Annotated in this window: 25 protein-coding genes; 24 read left to right on the top strand and 1 reads right to left on the bottom strand. The window is 39.4% G+C overall.

What is annotated here, in order from left to right; translation table 11 throughout:
• Positions 1–211: 211 nt before the first annotated feature.
• The 20 genes from ACQKL6_RS04255 (at position 212) to fni (ending at position 19,071) form a co-directional block, all read left to right on the top strand.
• The gene (locus ACQKL6_RS04255) at positions 212–1,279 is read left to right on the top strand and encodes a helix-turn-helix domain-containing protein (RefSeq protein WP_402956663.1); all 1,068 of its coding nucleotides are present in this window, start codon (positions 212–214) and stop codon (positions 1,277–1,279) included.
• Positions 1,276–2,784 (top strand): RecQ family ATP-dependent DNA helicase, encoded by a 1,509-nt coding sequence (locus tag ACQKL6_RS04250; protein ID WP_427650635.1) that lies wholly within the window; start codon positions 1,276–1,278, stop codon positions 2,782–2,784. The genes ACQKL6_RS04255 and ACQKL6_RS04250 overlap by 4 nt, the downstream gene beginning before the upstream one ends.
• Complete coding sequence (locus tag ACQKL6_RS04245) at positions 2,774–3,403, top strand: CPBP family intramembrane glutamic endopeptidase (protein WP_402869226.1); 630 nt, start codon at positions 2,774–2,776, stop codon at positions 3,401–3,403. The genes ACQKL6_RS04250 and ACQKL6_RS04245 overlap by 11 nt, the downstream gene beginning before the upstream one ends.
• Positions 3,381–4,169, top strand: a complete 789-nt coding sequence (locus tag ACQKL6_RS04240) for a LysM peptidoglycan-binding domain-containing protein (RefSeq protein ID WP_402986111.1) — start codon at positions 3,381–3,383, stop codon at positions 4,167–4,169. Before ACQKL6_RS04245 ends, ACQKL6_RS04240 begins: the two co-directional genes overlap by 23 nt.
• Positions 4,170–4,317: 148 nt before the next feature.
• Positions 4,318–4,776 carry a DUF2663 family protein gene (locus tag ACQKL6_RS04235; RefSeq protein ID WP_402869222.1) on the top strand — a complete coding sequence of 153 codons (459 nt, stop codon included), beginning with the start codon at positions 4,318–4,320 and terminating at the stop codon, positions 4,774–4,776.
• 103 nt (positions 4,777–4,879) lie between these two features.
• Entirely contained in the window at positions 4,880–5,686 is an 807-nt protein-coding gene (locus tag ACQKL6_RS04230; protein ID WP_402956975.1) for a metallophosphoesterase, read from the top strand.
• A gap of 97 nt (positions 5,687–5,783) precedes the next feature.
• Complete coding sequence (locus ACQKL6_RS04225) at positions 5,784–6,677, top strand: MerR family transcriptional regulator (protein ID WP_402869220.1); 894 nt, start codon at positions 5,784–5,786, stop codon at positions 6,675–6,677.
• 85 nt (positions 6,678–6,762) lie between these two features.
• Positions 6,763–7,338, top strand: a complete 576-nt coding sequence (locus ACQKL6_RS04220) for a genetic competence negative regulator (protein ID WP_402869218.1) — start codon at positions 6,763–6,765, stop codon at positions 7,336–7,338.
• A gap of 265 nt (positions 7,339–7,603) precedes the next feature.
• Complete coding sequence (locus tag ACQKL6_RS04215; protein ID WP_402869216.1) at positions 7,604–8,881, top strand: Glu/Leu/Phe/Val family dehydrogenase; 1,278 nt, start codon at positions 7,604–7,606, stop codon at positions 8,879–8,881.
• 153 nt (positions 8,882–9,034) lie between these two features.
• On the top strand, positions 9,035–10,003 hold the full coding sequence (locus ACQKL6_RS04210) for a YpdA family putative bacillithiol disulfide reductase (protein WP_402869214.1): 969 nt from the start codon (positions 9,035–9,037) through the stop codon (positions 10,001–10,003).
• An 18-nt stretch (positions 10,004–10,021) separates the two neighbouring features.
• Positions 10,022–10,987 carry an asparaginase gene (locus ACQKL6_RS04205; protein ID WP_402869211.1) on the top strand — a complete coding sequence of 322 codons (966 nt, stop codon included), beginning with the start codon at positions 10,022–10,024 and terminating at the stop codon, positions 10,985–10,987.
• An 86-nt stretch (positions 10,988–11,073) separates the two neighbouring features.
• Positions 11,074–11,760: a glutamic-type intramembrane protease PrsW gene (prsW, locus tag ACQKL6_RS04200; RefSeq protein WP_402869209.1), complete on the top strand. Its 687-nt coding sequence runs from the start codon at positions 11,074–11,076 to the stop codon at positions 11,758–11,760.
• 121 nt (positions 11,761–11,881) lie between these two features.
• The gene (gene sleB / locus ACQKL6_RS04195) at positions 11,882–12,736 is read left to right on the top strand and encodes a spore cortex-lytic enzyme (protein WP_402869207.1); all 855 of its coding nucleotides are present in this window, start codon (positions 11,882–11,884) and stop codon (positions 12,734–12,736) included.
• A 14-nt stretch (positions 12,737–12,750) separates the two neighbouring features.
• Positions 12,751–14,106: a germination protein YpeB gene (ypeB, locus tag ACQKL6_RS04190; protein ID WP_402869205.1), complete on the top strand. Its 1,356-nt coding sequence runs from the start codon at positions 12,751–12,753 to the stop codon at positions 14,104–14,106.
• A gap of 187 nt (positions 14,107–14,293) precedes the next feature.
• Entirely contained in the window at positions 14,294–14,953 is a 660-nt protein-coding gene (locus ACQKL6_RS04185; RefSeq protein ID WP_402869203.1) for a flagellar brake protein, read from the top strand.
• Between the two features lie 68 nt (positions 14,954–15,021).
• Complete coding sequence (locus ACQKL6_RS04180; RefSeq protein WP_402869200.1) at positions 15,022–15,207, top strand: YpfB family protein; 186 nt, start codon at positions 15,022–15,024, stop codon at positions 15,205–15,207.
• A gap of 193 nt (positions 15,208–15,400) precedes the next feature.
• Positions 15,401–16,075 carry a (d)CMP kinase gene (gene cmk / locus ACQKL6_RS04175; protein WP_402869198.1) on the top strand — a complete coding sequence of 225 codons (675 nt, stop codon included), beginning with the start codon at positions 15,401–15,403 and terminating at the stop codon, positions 16,073–16,075.
• Positions 16,076–16,077: 2 nt separating this feature from the next.
• Positions 16,078–16,659, top strand: a complete 582-nt coding sequence (locus ACQKL6_RS04170) for a lysophospholipid acyltransferase family protein (protein WP_402869196.1) — start codon at positions 16,078–16,080, stop codon at positions 16,657–16,659.
• A 208-nt stretch (positions 16,660–16,867) separates the two neighbouring features.
• Positions 16,868–18,004 (top strand): 30S ribosomal protein S1, encoded by a 1,137-nt coding sequence (gene rpsA, locus ACQKL6_RS04165; protein ID WP_402869194.1) that lies wholly within the window; start codon positions 16,868–16,870, stop codon positions 18,002–18,004.
• A 20-nt stretch (positions 18,005–18,024) separates the two neighbouring features.
• A complete protein-coding gene (gene fni, locus ACQKL6_RS04160; RefSeq protein WP_402869192.1) occupies positions 18,025–19,071 on the top strand; it encodes a type 2 isopentenyl-diphosphate Delta-isomerase in 1,047 nt (348 codons plus the stop codon).
• Between the two features lie 59 nt (positions 19,072–19,130).
• Here fni and ACQKL6_RS04155 read toward each other — a convergent pair whose 3' ends face one another.
• Positions 19,131–19,262 carry a YpzI family protein gene (locus tag ACQKL6_RS04155; RefSeq protein ID WP_402869190.1) on the bottom strand — a complete coding sequence of 44 codons (132 nt, stop codon included), beginning with the start codon at positions 19,260–19,262 and terminating at the stop codon, positions 19,131–19,133.
• A 115-nt stretch (positions 19,263–19,377) separates the two neighbouring features.
• Between ACQKL6_RS04155 and ACQKL6_RS04150 the strand changes: the two genes are divergently transcribed.
• From ACQKL6_RS04150 to ACQKL6_RS04135, 4 genes are all read left to right on the top strand, one after another.
• Complete coding sequence (locus ACQKL6_RS04150; protein WP_427650631.1) at positions 19,378–19,998, top strand: YphA family membrane protein; 621 nt, start codon at positions 19,378–19,380, stop codon at positions 19,996–19,998.
• Between the two features lie 500 nt (positions 19,999–20,498).
• Positions 20,499–21,809, top strand: coding sequence for a ribosome biogenesis GTPase Der (gene der, locus ACQKL6_RS04145; RefSeq protein WP_402869186.1), 1,311 nt, complete (start codon positions 20,499–20,501; stop codon positions 21,807–21,809).
• 16 nt (positions 21,810–21,825) lie between these two features.
• On the top strand, positions 21,826–22,878 hold the full coding sequence (locus ACQKL6_RS04140) for an NAD(P)H-dependent glycerol-3-phosphate dehydrogenase (RefSeq protein ID WP_402869184.1): 1,053 nt from the start codon (positions 21,826–21,828) through the stop codon (positions 22,876–22,878).
• A 556-nt stretch (positions 22,879–23,434) separates the two neighbouring features.
• Positions 23,435–23,632 carry a DUF2768 domain-containing protein gene (locus ACQKL6_RS04135; protein WP_402869182.1) on the top strand — a complete coding sequence of 66 codons (198 nt, stop codon included), beginning with the start codon at positions 23,435–23,437 and terminating at the stop codon, positions 23,630–23,632.
• The last annotated feature ends 11 nt before the right edge of the window (positions 23,633–23,643 follow it).

The raw sequence follows: 23,643 nt of genomic DNA, 5'->3' as shown, positions 1-23,643 counted from the left end.
GACCGAAAGCCGAACTTATCAATAGAAAATGTAACGATAATACGGAAGTATATGAAAAGTCAACACAAATTATTGGGAAAATTTCTTTATAACGAGTACGTATTTAGTTGTTTATTCACAAATATCATTGCATATATGACATAAAAAAAGGCGGTATTTGCAGATTTTTGTTACAATATAATTGGATAAATGGAACAAGGATGTGAGTTTCATGAACAATTATCTTCAAGCAATCATTTTATATGCGATACAAAAGTTCCAAGGTGAGCGTTCCATCTACGCAATTTATCATATGCTTCAGGGTAAAAAATCGTCCCAGACTATTCAGGATGCGCACTTATTTGGGCTGACGAACATATTTGGGACTATGCCTCGTTTTACCCGGGAGGAGTTATCTCAAAACATAAAATTGTTTCTTGAACTGAAACTAATCGAACCAACGGAAAAAAACGATGTGTATTTGATTAGTGAACAAGGAGGAGGGGCGTTGGCCTCTTATTTCAAAAAGTGGCCTCTTCCTTTATCACTAAATGGGTGGAAATACCAAAACATCACCCCGGATTTTTGGAGAAGACTCAATCTTCTTATCCAAACTATATCCCATATTGTCCACAATGAAAGGCCTTTTTATCCGATACAACAGAATCAACGAGTACAGGAATTCGTAAAGGGTTTTTTATATGCCAACCAACAAAATCGAGAGTTACTTGCTCAGCATCTTTTTGATGAATTGGTCACCCTCTTAGAGATGCAAAGTGAGTTGAACCGTGACATTTTTGTTTTGAAAATTACGGGAGTCAATCGAATCGGACTTACGTTTGAGCAGATTGGAAAAAGGAAAGAAATTGATGAGTGGTTTGTGCACTACGTTTTTCTCGATTCATTGCATCAAATGCTCGCAGAGATATCAACAGTACGCGATTACCCTCTGTTGGCTTCTCTAATCCATGATTGGAAAAATGGTGGGCATCCTCATCTAACACAATCGACACATACGACTCTGCAATATATTCAGGCAGGGAAAACGCTACAGGAAATTGCAGAGATTCGTCGTTTAAAAGGAAATACGATTGAGGATCATCTCGTAGAAATCGTGCTATCGGACAAAAGTTTTTCGATAAATGACTATGTTCCAATAGAGGATGAAGACAAAATCATTACGGTCATTAAACGGTTGAATACGAGAAAACTCAAGGTAATCAAGGAAGCTGTCGATAATGAGCAAATTAGTTTTTTTCAAATAAGGCTTGTACTTGCGAAAATAGGTGATAGAGGATGAACTTGAATACAGTCCTGAAAGATAAATTTGGATTTGACAATTTTCGTCCTGGACAGCATGAGGTAATCGAATCCTTGCTAGAAGGGACCCACACATTGGCAATGCTTCCCACAGGGTCTGGTAAATCATTATGTTATCAACTCCCTGCTTACCTTATCAATAAGACGGCTATAATTGTTTCGCCGTTATTATCCCTGATGCAGGATCAAGCGGATCAGCTTAAGATGAGAGGGGAAAAAAGTGTTCTGACCCTCAATTCTTTTTTGACCGCGTATCAAAAAAAACAGGCATTTGAACGATTGCAAACGTATCGGTTTATTTTTCTGTCTCCCGAAATGCTTGGGCTAGAAAGTGTAATCCAGTCTTTAAGGAAAATTGACATAGGCTTATTTGTCATTGACGAGGCGCATTGCATTTCTCAATGGGGATATGATTTCAGGCCGGATTACTTGAACTTGGGAGAAGTGAGGCGTAAGTTAAATAACCCATTAACGCTTGCCTTGACGGCAACAGCAACAAAAGAAGTACGGGAAGATATTATCAGGAAATTGAATATATCCCAACATAAGGAAATCGTTTCATCCGTTGATCGGGAAAATATCGGGATACTTGTGGAAAATATATATAGCTACGAAGAAAAGCTTGCCCGTGTCCTCTCGCTTGTCAGGGAATTCCCAGGTAGTGGAATTATTTATTTTTCTTCGAAAAAAGTGGCTGAAGCGGTCTCGGGTTTTTTACAGGAAAATGGAGTCGGTAGTGTCAATTATTATCATGGAGGTATGGAACAGGAGCAAAGAATGCTCATTCAGCAGCAATTCATCTTGAGCCAGTTAAAAATCATTTGTGCAACGAGTGCGTTTGGAATGGGAGTCAATAAAGCTGATGTTAGATTTGTCATCCATTTTCATATGCCATCCACAATGGAATCATACCTTCAAGAAATAGGGAGGGCAGGCCGTGACCAAAAACAAAGTGTAGCCATTTTACTATATAGCGAAGGAGATGAAGGACTTCCGTTGCATTTGATGGAACAACAGCTACCAACTGACCATCAAATTGAGGCCGTTTGTTCGTATTTAAATGAAGCGAATAGAAGTATGGCTGATTTAAGTCTTTCTGAAAAAGAGCATCTTCTTCAGAGCTTTTCCTTGAATGATATTCAATTCCGTTTTTTTACACAATTTCTGACGGATGATGACTCACCATTGCATAGAACAAGGATGAAAGACTATTGTCATACAAGAAAGATGCAAAATCAGGCAAAGCTGAACGTTTTTTTGAATTGGATTCATACTAAAATATGTAGGCGTTTGGGCATTTTGCATTATTTTGAAGAAGAGCAGCGAAAAGGGAATGACGTATGTTGCGATCGTTGTGGAATAGATGCAAAAAATATCTTGGATGTATGGCCGGCAGTAAAGGAACAGCAGGGTAATTCATATTCTACATGGAAACAGGAATTAGCTTTTATCTTATTGGATAAGGATAATGGGCATGAAAAATAAGCAGGCGCAATTAATTAAACAGCTGACAGACAAACAGTTACTATATAATTTGTTCCTGACCCAAATTATTCTCTTAACGATTGGCTTTTTTTTAGGTATTATCTTATTTGAAGATTTTTCTACCTTTCGTTCTTTATTTGACATTAAAGATATGGATATTTTGTTGATAGGTGTCCCTGCTGGAATCTTAGTGGTCATTTTTGATGTGGTCATGATGAAAGTGACCCCTGTTTCCTATCAGGATGATGGTGGAGTCAATGAACGCATTTTCAGTAGCCTACCATATCCCATGATCTTTATCGTCTCTTTGTTAGTAGCGGTTAGCGAGGAATTATTATTTCGTGGTGTTATGCAGACACATATAGGCTTATTGTGGACGAGCATTATCTTTGCGGCGGTTCATTATCGTTACTTATTTAATTGGTTTTTATTTTTGAATGTGACGCTTTTAAGCTTTCTCATCGGATTTTTGTTTGAATGGACCCAAAATATTTTAGTGACGATCACAGCCCATTTTTTAATAGATTTTATCCTCGGTATATTAATAAGACATAAGTATGTAAAGCTGGCAGTATGTGAAGAGGGTGGTGACTTAGATGAGTCGTGTAAAAGAGAATGAAAACGATCAAGCTGGAGAACTTCGTACGCGATCCGATCGTCATAAGGTGAAGTCATCTTTACCAAAAAGAAGTGAGGTTCATCAGAGTAAAAAGAAAAAAAGCAAAGTGAAGATAAAGTTCCCAATGATTAAATTATTATCGCTATTTTTCATTTTGCTTCCTATAGGATTTTATAGTCTTTATACATACCTTCAGGATAGGCCTGAAAAGGATACCAAAAGTAGTGAAGTGGTGAATTTTAGTGATGACGAAGAAACTATAGAAGAGGCTGTGCCGACAACGGCAACGGCCGGGGATATTAAGGAAAAAGAAGAAAAAGATACTGCTAAGCTTAAAGAAAAAAAGCAAGAGGAAGATAAGGCTGCAGAAGAAAGAGCAAAGAAAAAAGCCAAACAAGAAGCGGAAGCAAAGGCTAAAGCAGAGGCGGAAGTAAAAGCCAAACAAGAAGCGGAAGCAAAGGCTAAAGCAGAAGCGGAAGCGAAGGCCAAACAAGAGGCAGAAGCAAAGGCTAAAGCAGAAGCGGAAGCGAAAGCCAAACAAGAAGCAGATAATAAAGTAGCTTCTGGGGATGCCGCAGCTACCAAATCGGAGGCTGACGGATATAAAGTTGTTTACCATACGGTTCAGGCAGAAGAGACATTGTTCAGGATTGCGATGAACTACTACAAATCGCAGGAAGGCATTGCGCTAATTCAGAAATGGAACGGGCTGAATGGCAATGAGATTTCGAAGGGACAAGTCTTGAAGATACCACTGAAAAAGTAAAAGCAAAAGCACTCTGTCTCTTAAGATCGACAGGGTGCTTTTTTTCCTAAGGTTGGGTTATTTATAGTAAAGGTCCGCCCCCATTATCATTTTTTCCAAGACAACCTCATATCATGATTTGAAGGATTAGGAAAGAGGGGGAAGATAAATGGAACCGGCAATCATTTTATTGGATGATAAAACCGATCAGGCGGCAAAACAAATGTTACAGAATGTTGTGGTCCGCAAAAAAAAATTCGAGACGCTCAAAAAGAAGCATCTTCATAGTTTATGGGCAACAATGATTATCGCTGCTCTTTTCTTGATATATCTTTATTTATATATAGTTGTTCCTTATTCCTATTCGTTCTTTAAGATGTTCAGTGTCTTTGTTGACCATTTTAGCCATTTTTTATTTTTGGCTGCGACGACCGGAATCTATGGTTATATGATGATGATCAAAAAGAAAATGGATAAAGCAGAAAAGGAATTTCAATTGCTTCGATGTGAAATTATCAACAAAAGCAAACAGTTGTGGGAAAAAGAGGATGAATGGAAAAATCGGCACAAGGTATTTGACATGATGAAGAAGAACTATGATATTAACTTATTTCATGAAAATAAATAAACTCCTAGTTAGGAATATTGAATAGCGGGTATTATGGTTTTATGAGTAAGTTTCGGAAGGATTTCGGTAATTGAAAAGAAAGAAGGTTTAATGAAAGATGTTTTTGGTTTATGTGTTTTTGGGTTTGGTACTGCTTATATGTGTGATGGTTTTTTACATGTGGCGTACAGCTAAACAAGATAGGCTACTTATCCAGGATTTATATTTCAGCAACTTTCCGGAAGGATTTGGGGAAATTCGGATTTTTTTTATTTCCGATCTACATCGGAGAATCATATCGGATCGTTTAATCGAAGATGTCGTTGGTAAAGCGGATTTAGTCATTATTGGAGGGGATATTAGGGAAAGTGGAGTCCCTTTAGAGCGGGTAGAAAAAAATATCTTGAAACTGAAAGAGATTGGTCCTATATATTTTGTATGGGGGAATAATGATTACGAAGGGGACTTTCATGAATTGGATGCCTCACTTCTGAATCTCGGGGTCAAGATATTGGATAACACTTCCGTTTCTTTTGAGTCGGAGTCAGGAGAAAAGGTTGCTCTCTTAGGCATAGATGATATTTCAGTTGAAAGAGACAGACTCGACCTTGCTCTTTCGGACTGCGGGGATGAGCATTTTCGGATTTTGATCAGTCACAATCCACTTGTTAAAGAACAACTAAAGTCAGAAAATCGTATCAGTCTCGTTCTTTCGGGGCATACCCATGGTGGGCAGATACGCATATTTGGATTTGGCCCATATCGTTTGGGAGGCATAAGGAACGAAACGGAATGCATGTACATAACTAGTAATGGATATGGGACAAGTACTGTGCCATTAAGGCTTGAGGCAAAGCCGGAAACCCATCTGTTCACATTGAAAAAAGGGAAATCTACAGAATATGGAGAGGTTTTGGAGAAAATCTATTAGGCCGTTAACTCAATGAGCATATTTGAATTTTACAGAGTGGAATTAATCCACTATAATTTCATCAATGATGTTCTGTTATTGGAGGCCTTGTAAACTTATGCAAGAAGGTAAATATAATATTAAGGCAGTTTCTAAACTGCTAGGTATCCAGCCAGGTACTTTACGGGCGTGGGAAAGACGTTATCACTTTATTGAACCTATCAGGAATGATTCAGGTCACAGATTGTATACGGAAAAGCATCTGCAAATCCTAAAGTGGTTAATCAATAAAACAGACCAAGGGTTCACGATTAGTCAAGCCGTTTCGTTGCTTGAAGGATCTGAAAGGATAGCGGAAGATGTCCACGAAACCAAGCAAAATAATGAACAAACGCTCAAATTAGCGAATGAACTCCTTGATGCACTGTTAAGCTTCAATGAAAATAAGGCCCAGCTGATTATTAGTCAGGCATTCAGTATGTACAGTATCGAGCAAACGGTAGTTGAAGTACTTGGAGGTATCTTGGTTCAAATAGGCAATAAATGGGAAAATGGTGAAATTACTTCAGCCCATGAACATTTTGCTTCATCCATTATCAAAGCTAGAATCAGTTCGATTATGCATACTATCCCGACAAGTGGTTTATTGCCAAAAGCACTAACCGTTTGTGCGCCAGGGGAAAAGCATGAATTCGGTTTGCTGATTTTCACAATCTTCTTAAAAAGAAAAGGGTATGAAACGGTTTATTTAGGTGAATCGATAGCTGATGAAGACCTCTTTACTGTATTGAATATAATCAAACCATCTTACCTCTTTATGTCATGTTCGCTTTCTGAGAATCTCCCGGGAACTTTAAAGTTGATAGATGAGCTATGGCAGGAGTTCCCTGACCTGAAAATAGGTCTTGGGGGAGAAGCGCTGAATCATCTTTCTGACGATGACCGTAATAAATTCAAGCATGTATTCATTGGCGGTCTCCAATCGGATTGGAATAAGTGGTTGAAATTTTAATGTTTTCCTCATAAATAATGGATATGCACCTTGAGACCAAGTCTTCATATGATGTATGAAGATGGAAACCAGGGGGCATTTTTTTATGAAACTGGAACGATTAACGAACAATAAGATTAAGATTTTTTTGACCCTCGATGATTTAATTGATAGAGGCATCACAAAAGAAGACATCTTAGGGAATTCCTTGAAAGTGCACAAATTGTTTCAAGATATGGTGGAAGAAGCTTGTGAAGAGCTCAGTTTTAAAATGAGTGGTTCGATTGCCATTGAAATATTTTCCCTACCTGCTCAAGGGTTGATCATTATAGTAACGAAGGATGAAGAAGAATTATTTACTGAGGAAGAAGAATTTCTGGATTTGCAGGTTAAAGTTGATGAATCTCCCCATATTCTTTATGTTTTCCACGATTTTGAAGATGTAATTCAGTTGTGTCATCGTCTGACCCTCCAAGGGATGCTCAATAGTGCCCTTTATTTTTATGAAGGAAAATACTATTTATTGATTGAGGGTGTTAGGGATGCAACTTATGAAACGGTCATCTCCCTTGCAGCCGAATATGGCCATGCTTCGACGCTGACATTATCCCGCATAAATGAATACGGAACCCGCCTAATTGAAAAGGAAGCCATACATGTTTTAATCACGCATTTCATTTAGTAGAAAAGAGGAGACAGGGCAGACACTTCAAATATAGCCGAAAACGGTTTGCCTGGATAACCTCGTTCCTTTTCGGTTTAACCTCTAAGATTAGGGGAAGTATCAAGTATATAAACGTAAATGTTACCGTTTTCATTTTTTGAATATTTCTAACTTTTAAATTCCCATTTTTACTCTTTGCTTTAATATTGCGAAGGTGTATACTAGCACTGAAGAGCACTTATCACTAATAATAATGGATCTAGATTATATAGGGGGTACTATAATGGAATCGGCAAAAGGGAATAGCCATGTGAATGAGGAAGAAAAACATGACGTGCTAAAGTCTACCCAGACAGTAATACATAAAGCACTGGACAAACTGGGGTATCCTGAAGAAGTATTTGAGCTTTTAAAAGAGCCTTTACGATTATTGACGGTGAAAATGCCAATTCGTATGGATGATGGTTCCGTCAAAATTTTCACAGGATATAGGGCACAGCATAATGATTCTGTTGGTCCTACAAAAGGTGGCATTCGTTTTCATCCGAATGTGACGGAACGTGAAGTAAAAGCACTGTCCATTTGGATGAGCTTGAAATGTGGCATTGTTGATCTTCCTTATGGTGGTGGGAAGGGTGGAATTGTATGTGATCCACGTAATATGTCCTTCCGGGAATTGGAGAGACTTAGCCGGGGTTATGTCCGTGCAATCAGCCAAATCGTAGGACCCACAAAGGATATTCCTGCACCAGATGTATTTACTAATTCACAAATCATGGCGTGGATGATGGACGAATATAGCCGTATAGATGAATACAACTCGCCTGGTTTCATTACTGGTAAACCTCTTGTACTAGGTGGATCTCATGGACGTGAATCTGCAACAGCTAAAGGTGTGACCATCTGCATTAATGAAGCGGCTAAGAAACGCGGCATTGATATTAAAGGGGCACGAGTCGTCATACAAGGATTTGGGAATGCAGGTAGTTTCTTAGCGAAATTCATGCATGATGCCGGTGCTAAAGTGATCGGTATATCCGATGCCTATGGTGCACTTCATGACCCAGATGGTTTGGATATTGATTATTTACTTGACCGTCGAGACAGTTTCGGTACGGTTACAAAACTGTTCAAAACGACAATCACTAATCAAGAACTTCTAGAATTGGATTGCGATATTTTGGTTCCAGCCGCCATTGAAAACCAAATCACGGAAGAGAATGCTTCAAACATTAAAGCTTCCATCGTGGTTGAAGCAGCCAATGGCCCGACTACTATAGAAGCTACGCAAATTCTAACGGATCGTGGAATCTTATTGGTTCCTGATGTCTTGGCTTCGGCTGGGGGCGTTACCGTATCTTACTTCGAATGGGTCCAAAACAATCAGGGATATTATTGGTCTGAAGAAGAAGTTGACGAAAAGCTCGAAAAAATACTAGTGAAATCATTCAATAATATTTATGATCTTTCCCAATCCAGACGTGTTGACATGCGATTGGCAGCATATATGGTCGGTGTTAGGAAAATGGCAGAAGCATCTCGCTTCCGTGGATGGATTTAATAATTTAATGATGTATGATTAACTTGTATTGCTAGAGCGTACGAGCATTATCATTGAAAAGATATGTAAAAAATCCTATCATTTAATGATAGGATTTTTTAATAGGAGAAGAATATAACTTAATATTATTGTTGGAAAGGCAGTGCGTGTAAAATGAATGAAGAAGAAGTAATTATAATCGGTGGGGGCCCATGTGGACTGTCAGCTGCTATTGCTCTAAAAGAAGAGGGAATTCAGGCCCTTGTTATAGAAAAAGGAAACGTAGTCGATTCCATTTATCGATATCCTACCCATCAGACCTTTTTCAGTTCCAGTGAAAAGTTAGAAATAGGGGATACGGCATTCATTACCGAAAATCGGAAACCCGTGCGAAATCAGGCACTGGCCTACTATAGGGAAGTTGTCAGGAGAAAAGAATTACGGGTACATAAGTTCGAGAAGGTTGAAGAAGTGAGAAAACAGGATGACGGACGCTTTTTCGTTAAAACATCTAAAGGTAATTATACGGCGTCACGTGTCATCGTAGCTACAGGTTATTATGATCATCCTAATTATATGTGCATTCCGGGCGAAGAGCTTCCTAAAGTGTTCCATTATTTCAAGGAGGGACATCCTTACTTTAACTGTGACGTTACTGTCATTGGTGGTAAAAACTCAAGTGTGGATGCAGCACTGGAATTGGTCAAGGCCGGGGCAAGGGTTACAGTCCTTTATAGAGGATCCGAATTTTCTACAAGTATTAAACCATGGATTCTTCCTGAGTTCGAGTCATTGGTCCGTAATGGTAAAGTCGTGATGGAATTTAACGCCACTGTAGATAAGATCACTGAAGATAGTGTGGCTTATCATGTTGGTGACGTGCAAAAGGTAATTAAAAACGATTTTGTATTTGCCATGACGGGTTACCACCCCGATCATTCATTTTTAGCAGCAATGGGCATTTCGATTGATCAAGAAACAGGAAGACCTACTTATGATGAGAAGACGATGGAGACAAATGTTGAAGGCCTTTATATCGCGGGTGTCCTGGCAGCAGGAAATAATGCCAATGAAATTTTCATTGAAAATGGCAGGTTCCACGGCGGATTAATTGCTCAACATTTAGCTTCAAAGGATATGTAAATAAGGAGCTGGGTAACAATGCAGAAAATATCATTAATCACGACAGGTGGAACGATTGCAAGTAAAGAAACCACGGGCGGCATGTTATCATCAGGCGCTTTGAGTGGAAAAGAGTTGGCATCCCTTTGCGAGCTACCAAAGGAAATTGAAGTTAAACTGGTTGATCTTTTTCAAATACCGAGCATGTCCATGGATTTAAATAGAATGGATGAACTTAAACAAGCAATTCAAGAAGAATTGAAAGATCCGGATGTGGCTGGAATAGTTGTGACCCATGGTACGGATACATTAGAGGAAACGGCTTTCTTCTTGGATCTCACAATTAATGACAATCGCCCGATTGTGGTGACAGGTTCGCAACGGTCTCCGCAAGAAGTTGGAACAGATGTGTATTCCAATTTAAGAAACTCTATCTTAACTGCTGCGAGCCCTCTTCTTGAAAATGTAGGGGTAGTCGTAGTTTTTAACGAAAGGATATATTCGGCAAAGTATGTTAAGAAAGTACATGCTTCCAATTTACAAGGATTCGAATCCTATGGGTATGGGTACTTGGGGATTATTGATAACGAAGTCGTTAGCATCTATCAAAAACCATTATACAGGGAGAGTTTTGAGATTCAACGTAATATACCGAGAGTTGATATCATCAAATGCCACACCGGCGCCGATGGTATTTATATTAAGGCTTCTGTCGAACATGATGCCAAAGGAATCGTACTTGAGGGGGTTGGTAGAGGTCAAGTAACCCCGCACATGGTGCCTGCCATCCAAGATGCAATCGATAAAGGGGTTACCATCGTCATGACTACAGCTGCCGAGGAGGGGAAGGTATACCCCGCATATGACTATGTAGGTAGTGCTGCAGACTTAAAGCATAGAGGAGTGATTCTAGGCGCGGATTATGACAGTAAAAAAGCGCGTATTAAATTAGCAATCATTCTGGCGAGTGAAGCAGCTATAGACGGAAAGCACTTTAAATATTGACCAAGTAAAAAAACAGGAAGACTAATTACAGGATTTTATTTTTCTCCATTCCATGGTACGATTAAGGAAAAGAAAAGAGGTCGGCCATGCTGGTCATTTTGTCAGCGGCTATTGCGCCAGGGTTGGCGTTACTCAGCTACTTTTATTTGAAAGATCAATATGATACCGAACCCATTTCGGTGGTCATCAAAACTTTTCTATTCGGTGTATTCCTTGTTCTGCCAATTATGTTTATACAATATGTGCTCGAAACGGAACACATTTTAGATACTAATCTCGCCAATGCATTTTTATGGGCAGCTTTGCTTGAAGAATTTTTTAAGTGGTTCATACTTATCTACGTCATTTATCAGCATATTGCCTTTGATGAACCATATGATGGGATCGTTTATGGGGCAGGAGTTTCCCTTGGCTTCGCAACAATGGAAAACATTTTGTACCTGCTAGCGAATGGTGTGGAGCATGCTTTCAGTAGAGCGATCCTGCCGGTATCGAGCCATGCCTTGTTCGGCGTAATCATGGGGTATTATTTGGGTAAAGCAAAATTTTCCGCTGATAATAATAGGTTGTACGTATTCCTGGCATTGATTATCCCGATTTTGTTACATGGCATCTATGATTATATTTTAATTTCCCAGAAGTTCTGGGTACATTTAATCATGCCCTTTATGGTTTACCTATGGTGGCTGGGAATGAAAAAAGTGAAAAAAGCCCGCTTATTGTCAAAGTTTCATGCAGAAAAGATTTCTCAAAATCATTATCTAAGTAAATAATATTATTTCTTATTTCGGAGTGTTGGCATAATTTGCCCACTCCGTTTTTTATTGCCTTGGAATAAAAGCGCGGGTTAAGAAGAAAATAGAATAACGTTAATTCAAGTAAAGAGGAGTGTTTTTGATGAAAGGAATTTCGTCAACGTGGAAATGGCTCTTGCTACTTTCATGCATAACGATTTGTTTCGGAATTTTCCCGGAAACAAGAACAAATGCCTTTTCGAGTCAAGTTATTCAAAGGGGCGCTGTTGGCGATGATGTAATTGAATTACAGGCACGCTTACAAAACATTGGTTATTATCAAGGGAAAATCGATGGGGCATATGGCTGGGGAACTTACTGGGCACTTCGTAATTTCCAAGAAGACTTCGGCCTGCCAATCGACGGTCTTGCAGGGTCAACGACAAAAAAGAAACTTTCAGATGCATCTAATTTCAATAAGGAATTTGTCCATGACCAGATCAATAAAGGAAATGAGTTTACCTATTACGGGGGAGTCGACATTGATAAGCAAGTAAAAGTTAAAGATAAAGAGAATGCCTCTACAAGTAAGGCGAATGACTCTACATCGGATAATAAGTCTACAGGTACCGCTACATCTGCGAACCTTCCAGGAGGATATTCACAGAATGATATCCAACTGATGGCAAATGCCGTATATGGGGAATCCAGAGGCGAACCATATACAGGGCAGGTTGCAGTGGCCGCAGTGATCCTCAATAGGGTGGAGAGCGCTTCGTTCCCAAATACCGTTTCAGGCGTGATTTTTGAGCCTCGTGCGTTCACGGCAGTTGCGGATGGGCAAATCTGGTTGACTCCGAACGAAAGGGCGAAAGAAGCGGTCTTGGATGCGATTAACGGTTGGGACCCAAGCGGTAATGCGGAATATTATTTCAATCCTGAAACAGCAACAAGCAAGTGGATTTGGTCCAGACCACAAATTAAAAAAATCGGAAAGCATATTTTCTGTAAGTAAAGAGGTGATGAATTATGGTTAGGAATATAGTAATTGTCCTGCTTGTTTTAGTCGTTGGAGGAACTGCCTTTTGGGGATACCAAGAACATAAAGAAAAAAATGCTGTATTAATTAATGCCGAAAACACGTATCAGCGGGCCTTTCATGATTTAAGCTATCAGGTGGACCTATTACATGACAAAATTGGGAGTACGCTCGCCATGAATTCACAACATTCTTTAAGTCCAGCCCTTACCGACGTTTGGCGAATCACTTCTGAGGCACAGAGTGATGTTGGGCAGCTGCCACTGACCTTACTTCCTTTTAATAAGACAGAAGAATTTTTATCGAAAATCGCAGACTTCAGTTACCGAACGGCGGTTCGTGATTTGGAAAAGCAACCGCTGAGCGATAAAGAATACGCGAATTTAAATTCTTTGTATACTCAAGCTGGAGATATTCAAGGTGAGTTAAGAAAAGTGCAATATCTTGTACTTAAAAATAATTTAAGATGGATGGATGTCGAGTTAGCGCTAGCGACGGGTAAAGAGAATAATGATAATACAATCATTGATGGGTTTAAAACGGTAGAGAAAAAAGTCGCAGGATATGGTGAAACGAATGAAATGAATCCAACATATATCTCTGCAGAGCAGAAGGACAAAAATTATCAAAATTTAAACGGGAAAGCATTGACGAAAAAAGAGGCTGTCACGGCCGCGCGAGCGTATTCAAATAATCAAAGTGAAAATGTAAAAGTAAATGTTGAAGAAAACGGAAAAGGCTCTGATTATGGATTTTATAGCATAAGTATCCTGGATAAGGAAAAGGATACCGAGGTGAATATGGATATGACCAAAAAGGGTGGTTATCCCATCTGGTATATCAATAATCGGGAGGTGCAAAAAACGAATATTGATTTAAATCAAGCTTACGGTAAAGCATCCGCTTTTCTTAAGAAACATGACTTTAGATCGCTTGAGTTGTTTGAAAGTGTGCAATATGGTCACATAGGTCTGTTTAATTTTGTCTCTTCTGTCAATGGAATAAGGGTTTACCCAGACTCGGTCAAGGTAAAAGTGGCTTTGGACGATGGATCCATCATCGGATTTTCTGCAGAAGAATATTTAAAAGCAAATAAGATTAGGGATATTGGTGACGCCACAATTACAGAAAAAGAAGCGAAAGAAAAAATTAATCCGAACGTCAAAATCATGGAGCAGGGAAAGGCATTAATTATAAATGACATAGGTGAAGAGGTACTTTGTTACGAGTTTCTTGGAACGATTAAGGAAGATACCTACCGAATTTTCATTAATGCTGACAACGGCAGGGAAGAAAAGGTAGAAAAATTGAAAAATGCAGAACCTGTTTATGAAAAGTTAATCTAATATAACATCCACACTAATATCTAAAATAAATATAGGGAAAAGTGCCTAGGTACTTTTCCTTTTTCCATTTCCATGACATAATACAAATAAACTTTTTATGGATTATGTGGAATAAATTAAGGGTTTAATTTCATTAATTCCTTCAGTGGTGATCCTTTTTAAGAATAACGAAGGACGTGTAGACACAATGTTTAAAATAGGCGATATGCTGACGCTAGAGCAAAAATACTCTTCCCAAAAGGAAAAGTTTAAATGTATGGTCGTAGAAATGGAATCTGGTTGCGTTTACGTAGACTACCCCATAAATATCGAGACGGGAAAAGTTGTATTTCTAGTGGATGGAACTCAACTGAACATTTCCTTTACGGATGAGGAACAAGCCGTTTATATTTTTGATTCCGAGGTATTGGGCAAAGTGAAAGGGCAAATCCCGATGATTCAACTAATGGTACCCGAAGTAGAGACGTTTGTGAAAATTCAGAGGAGACAGTATGTCCGTCTTGATGTAACGGTGGATATCGCATTGCATCCCATACAGTATGAGTTTTCCCCATTCCGAGCCCTGACCGAGGACATCAGTGCGGGTGGGGCTTCAATCAGGCTTTTAAAAGGGGTGGATATCGGATCTGTCTCAGAACTATATCTATGGATGGCCCTTACATTAAAGTCAGGGGAAATTCAATACTTGCGGTTGAAAAGTAAAGTGATAAGGGTGACGGAGAAGGACCATGGCAATAGGTTACTTCATATTCAATTTATAGACCCTCCAAGAAATGAGGTTCAAACATTGATGAGGTTCATTTTTGAAAAGCAAGTGGACTTGAAGAAAAAAGGTCTGTATATGTAATTGAGGTGAATGAGAAGTCGGATTTCTTTCCATACTGATTGTATTACCTAGTTTGGAAGGGACAGTTCATGAAAACAATTGAAAGGCTTTTAATTAAAGTGATAATCATCCAACTAATCTGTTTGCTTTTTTTTCAACTTCTTCTAAGTAAGGAAGATCGCATCTTTGAGCTGACAAAGCTTTCAAAGTATGAAGGGGTCAATACAAATAACTATACTAAAATTATTGAAACCTTTAATGGGACATCAAAATAAAAGCGCGGGATTCCCGCCTTTTTCTAGATGAACACGCCTTTAGCAAGGAATCTCGGATAAATACCGATAAGGTGTTTTAAACAGACGTGATTTTCAATTGACACGCCCTTTTATTAATCTTTTTCTCGCTAATTGTGATAAAATGAAGGGGTAGTAAACTATCATCATGATCGTAGGATTCTTGGGAGGATTTATGACAAAAAAATTATCAGTTGCAATCGATGGACCAGCTGCTGCTGGAAAAAGTACGGTTGCAAAAATTGTTGCAGAAAAGTTCAATTACATATATGTAGATACAGGTGCGATGTACCGGTCATTAACTTATAAAGCGTTGAATCACGGGGTTGCCCTGAATGATGAGAACGCTTTATTCAATATGTTGATCGATACCGATATATCTTTAAGACCGAGTGAAGCGGGACAATTGGTGTTTGTGGATAATGAGGATGTTACCGCTCAAATTAGAAACAATGAAGTGACTGGGTCTGTCTCAGAAGTGGCAAAGCACAGAAGCATTCGGGAAGAAATGGTTAGAAGGCAGCAAATGTTTGGTGAAAATGGCGGAGTGGTCATGGACGGCAGAGATATAGGTACCCATGTACTGCCGAATGCCGAGGTTAAGGTATTCCTAATTGCCTCTGTGGATGAAAGGGCTCAGCGAAGACATCAGGAAAATCTACTAAAAGGATTCCCTTCTGATATTGAGATCTTAAAAGAAGAAATTGCAACTAGGGACAAGCTCGACTCCGAGAGAGAAGTTTCCCCTTTGAAAAAGGCAGAGGATGCTGTCGAGATTGACACGACTTCGCTTTCCATCCAAGAAGTGGCAGAAAGTATCATGTCATTGATAGAAGAAAGGAAAAGATGACCTTGGATTTTTATACTTTTGGTAAAAACGTCGTAAAAGGCGTTTTAATGCCTGCTTATAGGGTTAAAACGTTAGGGAAGGAAAATATACCTAAAGAGGGAGGGGTGCTGATTTGTGCCAATCACATTGATAATTTGGACCCGCCCGTCGTCGGAATGACGTCTCCAAGGGATATTCACTTCATGGCGAAGGAAGAGTTGTTTCATGCACCTATATTAAAGGGTATATTACCTAGGGTAAACGCTTTTCCCGTTAAGCGGGGAAATAGCGATCGGGAATCACTTAGAAAAGGGCTGAAGCTTTTAAAAGAAGGCAAAGTACTTGGGCTATTTCCCGAAGGTACCAGAAGCAAAACGGGTGAATTGCAAGAAGGATTGGCAGGAGCCGGTTTTTTCGCATTGCGATCCGAAGCTGTGATAATTCCTTGTGCGATAATTGGACCATATAAATTATTGCGCCCTCTAAAGGTCGTTTACGGCCCACCAATTGACTTTACAGAATATCGGGAGAAAAGGATTTCAGCTGATGAAGCGACCAAGATCGTTATGGCGCATATCGGAAAATTGATTTCTGAACATAAATAATCCTTTCCGCTTGACAATTCACTGATTTTGTTAGAATTTATAAATTAGGGGTAATATTCCTTTATAGGAATAAAAAAGGTAATTTGACCTTTTTACCCTAAAAAGAGGCTGGTTTATCTTTATAAAAAGTGTATTTATCCAATCACTTTAAATAAAATATATGGCCGATGAATTTGCTGATCAGTCATGGGTTAAGGAGGAGTTAGTAATGACAGAAGATATGAATCAAGTAGAAGTGAACAATTACAATGTTGGGGATCAAGTTAAAGCAACCGTTTCAAAGGTAGAAGAAAAACAGGTCATTGTCGATGTGGAAAACAGCAAGTCCGGTGGGATCATTCCTATCAGTGAGTTGTCAAGCCTGCATGTCGAAAAAGCATCTGATGCCGTTTCAGAAGGAGACATCTTAGAGCTTGAAGTTATCAAAGTGGAAGAAGAAGCTCTTATTCTATCAAAACGTAAAATTGATGCTCTTAAAGCGTGGGATGACCTAGAAGAAAAATTTGAAAATGGAGTCGTATTTGAAGCAGAAATCAAAGATGTTGTCAAAGGCGGACTTGTTGTAGATCTAGGCGTACGTGGTTTTGTTCCAGCTTCTTTAGTAGAAGACTACTTTGTTGAGGACTTTTCTGATTACAAAAACCGAACTTTAACATTCAAGATTGTCGAACTAGAGAAGGATAAGAACCGTTTGATTCTTTCCCATCGGGCAGTTGTACAGGAGCAAAAGGAAAAGCAGAAAGCTAGTGTTCTTGATGGAATTGAAAGTGGCCAAGTGATTGAGGGAACTGTACAAAGAATAACCGATTTCGGAGCTTTTGTTGATATTGGTGGCGTAGACGGACTTGTTCATATTTCTCAACTGTCTCACCAACATGTCGATAAAGCGTCAGATGTCGTGACTGAAGGCGATAAAGTACAGGTGAAGGTTCTTTCGATTGACCGTGATAACGAGAGAATTTCTTTATCCATAAAGGACACCCTTCCTGGTCCATGGGTGGATATCGCTGATAAAGCAGCAAAAGGATCGATACAAGAAGGTGTAGTTAAACGTCTTGTTTCCTTCGGTGCCTTTGTTGAAATCTTTCCCGGAGTGGAAGGATTGGTCCATATTTCACAGATATCTCACAAACATATAGCAACACCGCAGGAAGTCCTGCAAGAGGGTCAGTCGGTCAAAGTGAAGATTTTGGACGTCAATGAAGCGGATCAACGGTTATCATTAAGCATCAAAGAACTGGAAGATCCACAATCTAATTACTCGTCGGATTATGAAATTCCAGCTGAAACAAAAGGGTTCCAGCTTGGTGAAATGATTGGCGATCAATTAAAAAAACTAAAATAAGATAATAATTGGAGAGAGCCTTGGAGAGAGCACAACGAAAATTAGACCATATAAACATTGCATTGAAAACAGGCCAGCAACGTAAATCCGGGTTTGAAGATGTTTCGTTTGTTCACCAAAGCTTACCTGGGATTTCATTGGATAATGTGGATATTACGGTGGAAATTGGCGGACTTACATTAAGTTCGCCAATTTTCATAAATGCCATGACCGGCGGCGGTGGACTGGAAACTGAAAAAATCAATAGGGAACTGGCCATTGCTGCCAGGGAAACTGGAATGGCAATGGCAGTCGGTTCACAAATGGGAGCCATTAAAGATCCAAGTCAGGAAGCTTCATATAAAGTGGTAAGACAAGAGAATCCTAATGGAATCCTCATTGGAAATCTTGGTGGTGAAGCCACTGTTGAACAAGCAAAGCGAGCGAGCGATATGATTGAGGCTGATGCATTCCAGATTCATATCAATGCCATTCAAGAGTTGACCATGCCTGAAGGAGATAGGGATTTTGCAGGTATACTGTCTAGGATAGAAGAAATCAATAAAAATTTAGGAGTTCCACTCATAATAAAAGAAGTAGGGTTTGGCATGAGTAAGGAAACCGTAGAGCAATTGCATTCTGTTGGAGTTTCCATAATAGATGTGGGCGGTTTCGGTGGAACGAATTTTGCTAGGATTGAAAATGAAAGACGCTCCAAAATACTCGGATATTTTAATGAATGGGGTATTCCCACTGCTGCTTCCATAGTAGAAGCGGTAAATGTTTCACCCGCATTGTCAGTCGTGGGTTCAGGCGGTATTCAGAATCCTTTAGAGATTGCCAAAAGCTTAGCTTTAGGAGCAAGAGGAATAGGGATAGCTGGCCATTTCTTGAAGGTGCACAAAGAAAGCGGTTTAGAGCAGCTAATTAGGGAAATAAATTACATACATGACGATTTTAAGATTATTATGACGGCACTTGGTGCTATTAATATTTCCGAGCTTAGAAAGGCAAAGGTCGTGATCTCCGGTGATACCTATCACTGGTTGACTCAAAGAGGGATAGACTGCACTTCCTATGCAAAATGACAATAAAAGAAGCACCATCTATTGTTATCATGACAATAGAGGTGCTCTTTTTTTAGTGGTCAATGGTTTCTATTTCTTGCATCTTCAGGACTTTCCAGCTTGGTTGCCCCTTTTTTATCGAGGGACTGGTCCCGATCCGATTCCAAACGTTTGCTTTCCCTTAATTTCTTTTCCTGGCGGTCTTTGCCCACGAGATTACACCTCCTTTATTGTCAGGCATGCATTTAGTAACTTATCAAAAAAATCGCCATGTTTATTCTTACCATAAATAACCCATAATGTTTCTTAAAAAGGGGAGAAGCTATTATGGATGGAATATTTTTTTATTGGGTTTCATGGATAGTGTGGGTATGTGTCATGTTTTTTATTCCCAAAACCGTTGCCTATCGATTCGATTTCCTTTTCCATCTGTTAGCTATCATGGTCCTTGTGGGATATACCCTTGAGGTATCCTCCTTTACTATGCATATTAGTGGGCTATATCTTTTTCTTATTCTGTGTGTATACATAAGAAAGCGATCTCCCTTGAAAACAATAGAGCTTGTTATAGGAAGTTTGATTGTCACTCTGGCCTATGCAAGTTTTCAGTTGTTCTCTTTACTAGATCCCATTTGGCTATTTATCAAGGCGCCCTATCTTCTTTGCATTTTCCTGAATTATTTGATTCTCTTACTGTTTAAAGACTGGAAATCGCGCATGTCGGTACTGTTGTTAGGAATGACGCTGGGCGATCTTGTGTATTCAGGCCTCCTTCATTTCCATTCGATGACTTACGTGGCGCTATCTTATGCATGGCATGATAATGTAGTCATGGTATTGACGACCAATGCTCTTTGGCGATTGCTCGAGGTCTTATGTGGATATATTTTTGCATCATCACAAGCAAGGGTATTGTCGGAGGAAAGGAAGGAGAACTTTACCCAATAGATAGGATGAAAATTTGTTTAATATAATACTTTTCATAAGGAGTTTTTGCGGGGAATATTGTAGGAGAATGGGCTTTTATGCATACAATCATTGTTGATTAGTGAGAAATTTGGTACTATAGGATAGTTAGAGGTCTGTAGATAAATCGTAAAGTGCTCTAATTATATTAAATGGAAGCTGTTGCCGAAGGTGTTTTTTGGCTGTCTTCATTTTTTCTTGGCTGTTTTTAATCATGTTTAGCAAGCAGCGGATTTGCCATATGTTCTCTTAGGAACAAGGGGATAGGCGGACTCATGCCTGTATATACTTGATACGTTTAACTTGCCAACAGTATAGGTATTTTCTTGTACTGATGGAAGTTTCCTTTATATGATGATCCATACAGCCTTTTCCTTAAAAAGGAATTAATGAAAATCACAGTGCAGATGAAATATTAAAAGAATGCATTCATGAATTTCGTGACTTTGACAGAGATATAGTAGCAGAAAGGGTGAATAGCAATGCCAAAACCGGTAATTGCGATAGTTGGTCGGCCAAACGTTGGTAAATCAACAATCTTTAATAGAATAGTGGGAGAACGTGTTTCAATCGTTGAGGACGTTCCAGGAGTAACAAGAGACAGGATTTATAGTTCAGGTGAATGGTTAACTCATGACTTTAATATCATTGATACAGGTGGAATCGACATCGGTGATGAGCCATTCCTGGAACAAATTCGTTCGCAGGCTGAAATCGCCATTGATGAAGCAGATGTTATCATCTTCATGACGAATGGACGTGAAGGTGTAACTCCAGCAGATGAAGAGGTTGCTAAAATCCTCTATAGATCGAAAAAGCCAGTCGTTCTTGCTGTCAATAAAGTGGACAACCCAGAAATGAGAGATCAAATTTATGATTTCTATGCTCTAGGTTTTGGCGATCCATTCCCAATTTCAGGTTCACATGGACTGGGGCTTGGTGATCTGTTGGATGAAGCCGCTAAACATTTCCCTAAATACGGTGGCCAGGATTATGCTGACGACGTAATCAAATTCAGTCTGATCGGACGCCCAAATGTCGGTAAATCATCCCTAGTGAATGCTTTATTGGGGGAAGAACGTGTTATCGTAAGTGATATCGAAGGTACGACACGTGATGCAATTGATTCACCGTACAAATTCAATGGCAAAGAGTATGTCATCATTGATACGGCAGGTATGAGGAAAAAAGGGAAAGTGTATGAAAGCACAGAGAAATATAGTGTTCTTCGTGCTTTAAGAGCAATTGAACGCTCTGATGTTGTTCTTGTCGTTCTGAATGCGGAGGAAGGCATCCGCGAACAGGACAAGAAAATTGCTGGATATGCTGATGAAGCGGGTAGAGCGGTTATCATCGTGGTCAATAAATGGGATGCCATCGAGAAAGACGAAAAGACGATGAAGGAATTTGAAGAAAAAATCCGGGATAATTTCCAATTCCTTGATTACGCTCCGATTATTTATCTATCTGCCCTAACTAAGAAACGCACGCATACATTGTTGCCGGTCATTGATCGAGCTAGCGAAAACCATGCTATACGCGTTCAAACAAATATCCTGAATGAAGTGGTTATGGATGCAGTGGCCATGAATCCAACACCTACACATAATGGTAACCGTTTGAAAATTTACTATGCGACACAAGTGGCAATCAAGCCGCCTACTTTCGTTGTATTCGTTAATGATCCAGAGTTAATGCATTTCTCATATGAGAGATTTTTAGAAAATCGTATTCGGGATGCCTTTGGATTCGAAGGAACGCCGATACGGATTTTTGGACGCCAAAGAAAATAGAAAGGCGGTATGTACAATGGTGAATGAAAAAGAAAGCATCGCTGTTATTGGTGCCGGTAGCTGGGGAACCGCTCTAGCCATGGTGTTAGCCGATAACCAGCATGAAGTGAGATTATGGGGACATAACCCGAAGCAGATTGATGAAATAAATGTAGAACATACCAATAATAAATATTTGCCAGGCATTGAGCTGCCATTGGGGATTAAGGGCTATTCCTCCATGGAGAAGGCTTTAAGTGGCATTGAAATCGTTATTTTGGCTGTTCCGACTAAAGCCTATCGTGAAGTGCTTGGGCAAATTGAAGCGGTTCACGATATTCCGTTAACGATTGTACATGTGAGTAAAGGTATCGAGCCAGATTCTCTACTTCGTATTTCCGAGATGATTGAAGAAGTCTCTTCGCCGGAATGGCTTAAAGATATAGTGGTCCTTTCTGGGCCAAGCCATGCTGAAGAGGTAAGTAAGCGCCATCCAACAACGGTTGCCGTATCATCTAAAAATATGAAAGCCGCAGAAAAGGTTCAAGACCTTTTTATCAATCATTCTTTCCGTGTCTATACGAACCCGGATTTGGTTGGTGTTGAAATCGGAGGAGCCTTGAAGAACATCATAGCTTTGGCTGCCGGAATAACGGATGGTTTGGGTTATGGGGATAATGCAAAGGCTGCCTTGATTACGCGTGGACTGGCGGAAATTTCTCGACTAGGAGTTGCAATGGGTGCCAATCCCCTTACATTTTCAGGTTTAGCTGGCATCGGCGATTTGATTGTGACATGTACAAGCGTGCACTCTCGGAACTGGAGAGCCGGAAATTTGCTTGGTAAAGGGCAAAACCTAGAAGAAGTATTAGAAAATATGGGTATGGTCGTTGAAGGTGTCAGAACGACTAAAGCAGCCTATCAGCTAGCTCATAAGTATGATGTGAACATGCCAATCACTGAAGCCCTATATCGTGTGTTATTTAATGGGGAAGAAGTGAAGAAGGCTGTTGATCTCTTGATGAACCGTTCAAAAACCAATGAAATGGAAGAACTTTTTAACATATTGGATAATAGACAGGAAAAATAATTCCATGGACTGTAAATCTGTTAAAAGAATTTCATTAAAATGGGCATTTGAGGATGCGAGTTACAAGGTATCAGCATACAATGCAACGAAAGTAAACTAGTAATTTGACCTCGGCACGGGGGATTTAGTCAAATGGCAGAAGATATCTTATTATCTTCTGCTTTTTTTTATGGAGAAATATCCTTCATATGTTCAAGTTTTTCCCCTGTCAGCAGTAAATGTTAACCAAGGGAACTCATCATCACTCGAATCGTGACTCCACAAGAGGGTTTTGGACGTGTGGAAGTGCCATTGTTTCTATTGGGCTATGAAACAATTCAAAACCATGTGTTGGCCTCTTTTCGGCTAAGTGAATGACTATAGCATCCTTCATGAAAAAAGTTGTTGCTGGGCTGTTATTTTGTCAAACTGGTTATTCTTTTCTTAACTTTTTAAACATTATTTTTAAACGAAAAAGCTAATTGAGCAATAATTTAAACAGTTTGGACAACGATTTAATACCTTTAACGTAATTTGGTATGTTATAATAATTTCTGGAAAAAGGAGTGAAGATGATATGACACCAGCTCTGCAAAAAATGTGGATATCCTTTATAGCGATGGGCTTTATGGTTATCTCTATCCTACTTATTTATGGAAGTCGTTATAAACTAAAAGGAATCTGGAAAGGCTTAACAGCAATTATTGCATACATACTTATGCTTCTAGCCGGCTTGATCATCCTTATCGTTGTTCTGAGCGGCCCAACCACTTAATAGGTGAGGAG

Origin of the sequence: Peribacillus sp. NPDC097197 (assembly GCF_050278025.1) — a bacterium.
Taxonomy (GTDB): Bacteria; Bacillota; Bacilli; order Bacillales; family DSM-1321; genus Peribacillus.
The sequence above is the reverse complement of the archived record's forward strand: the minus strand, read 5'-3'. Positions and strand labels throughout refer to the sequence as shown.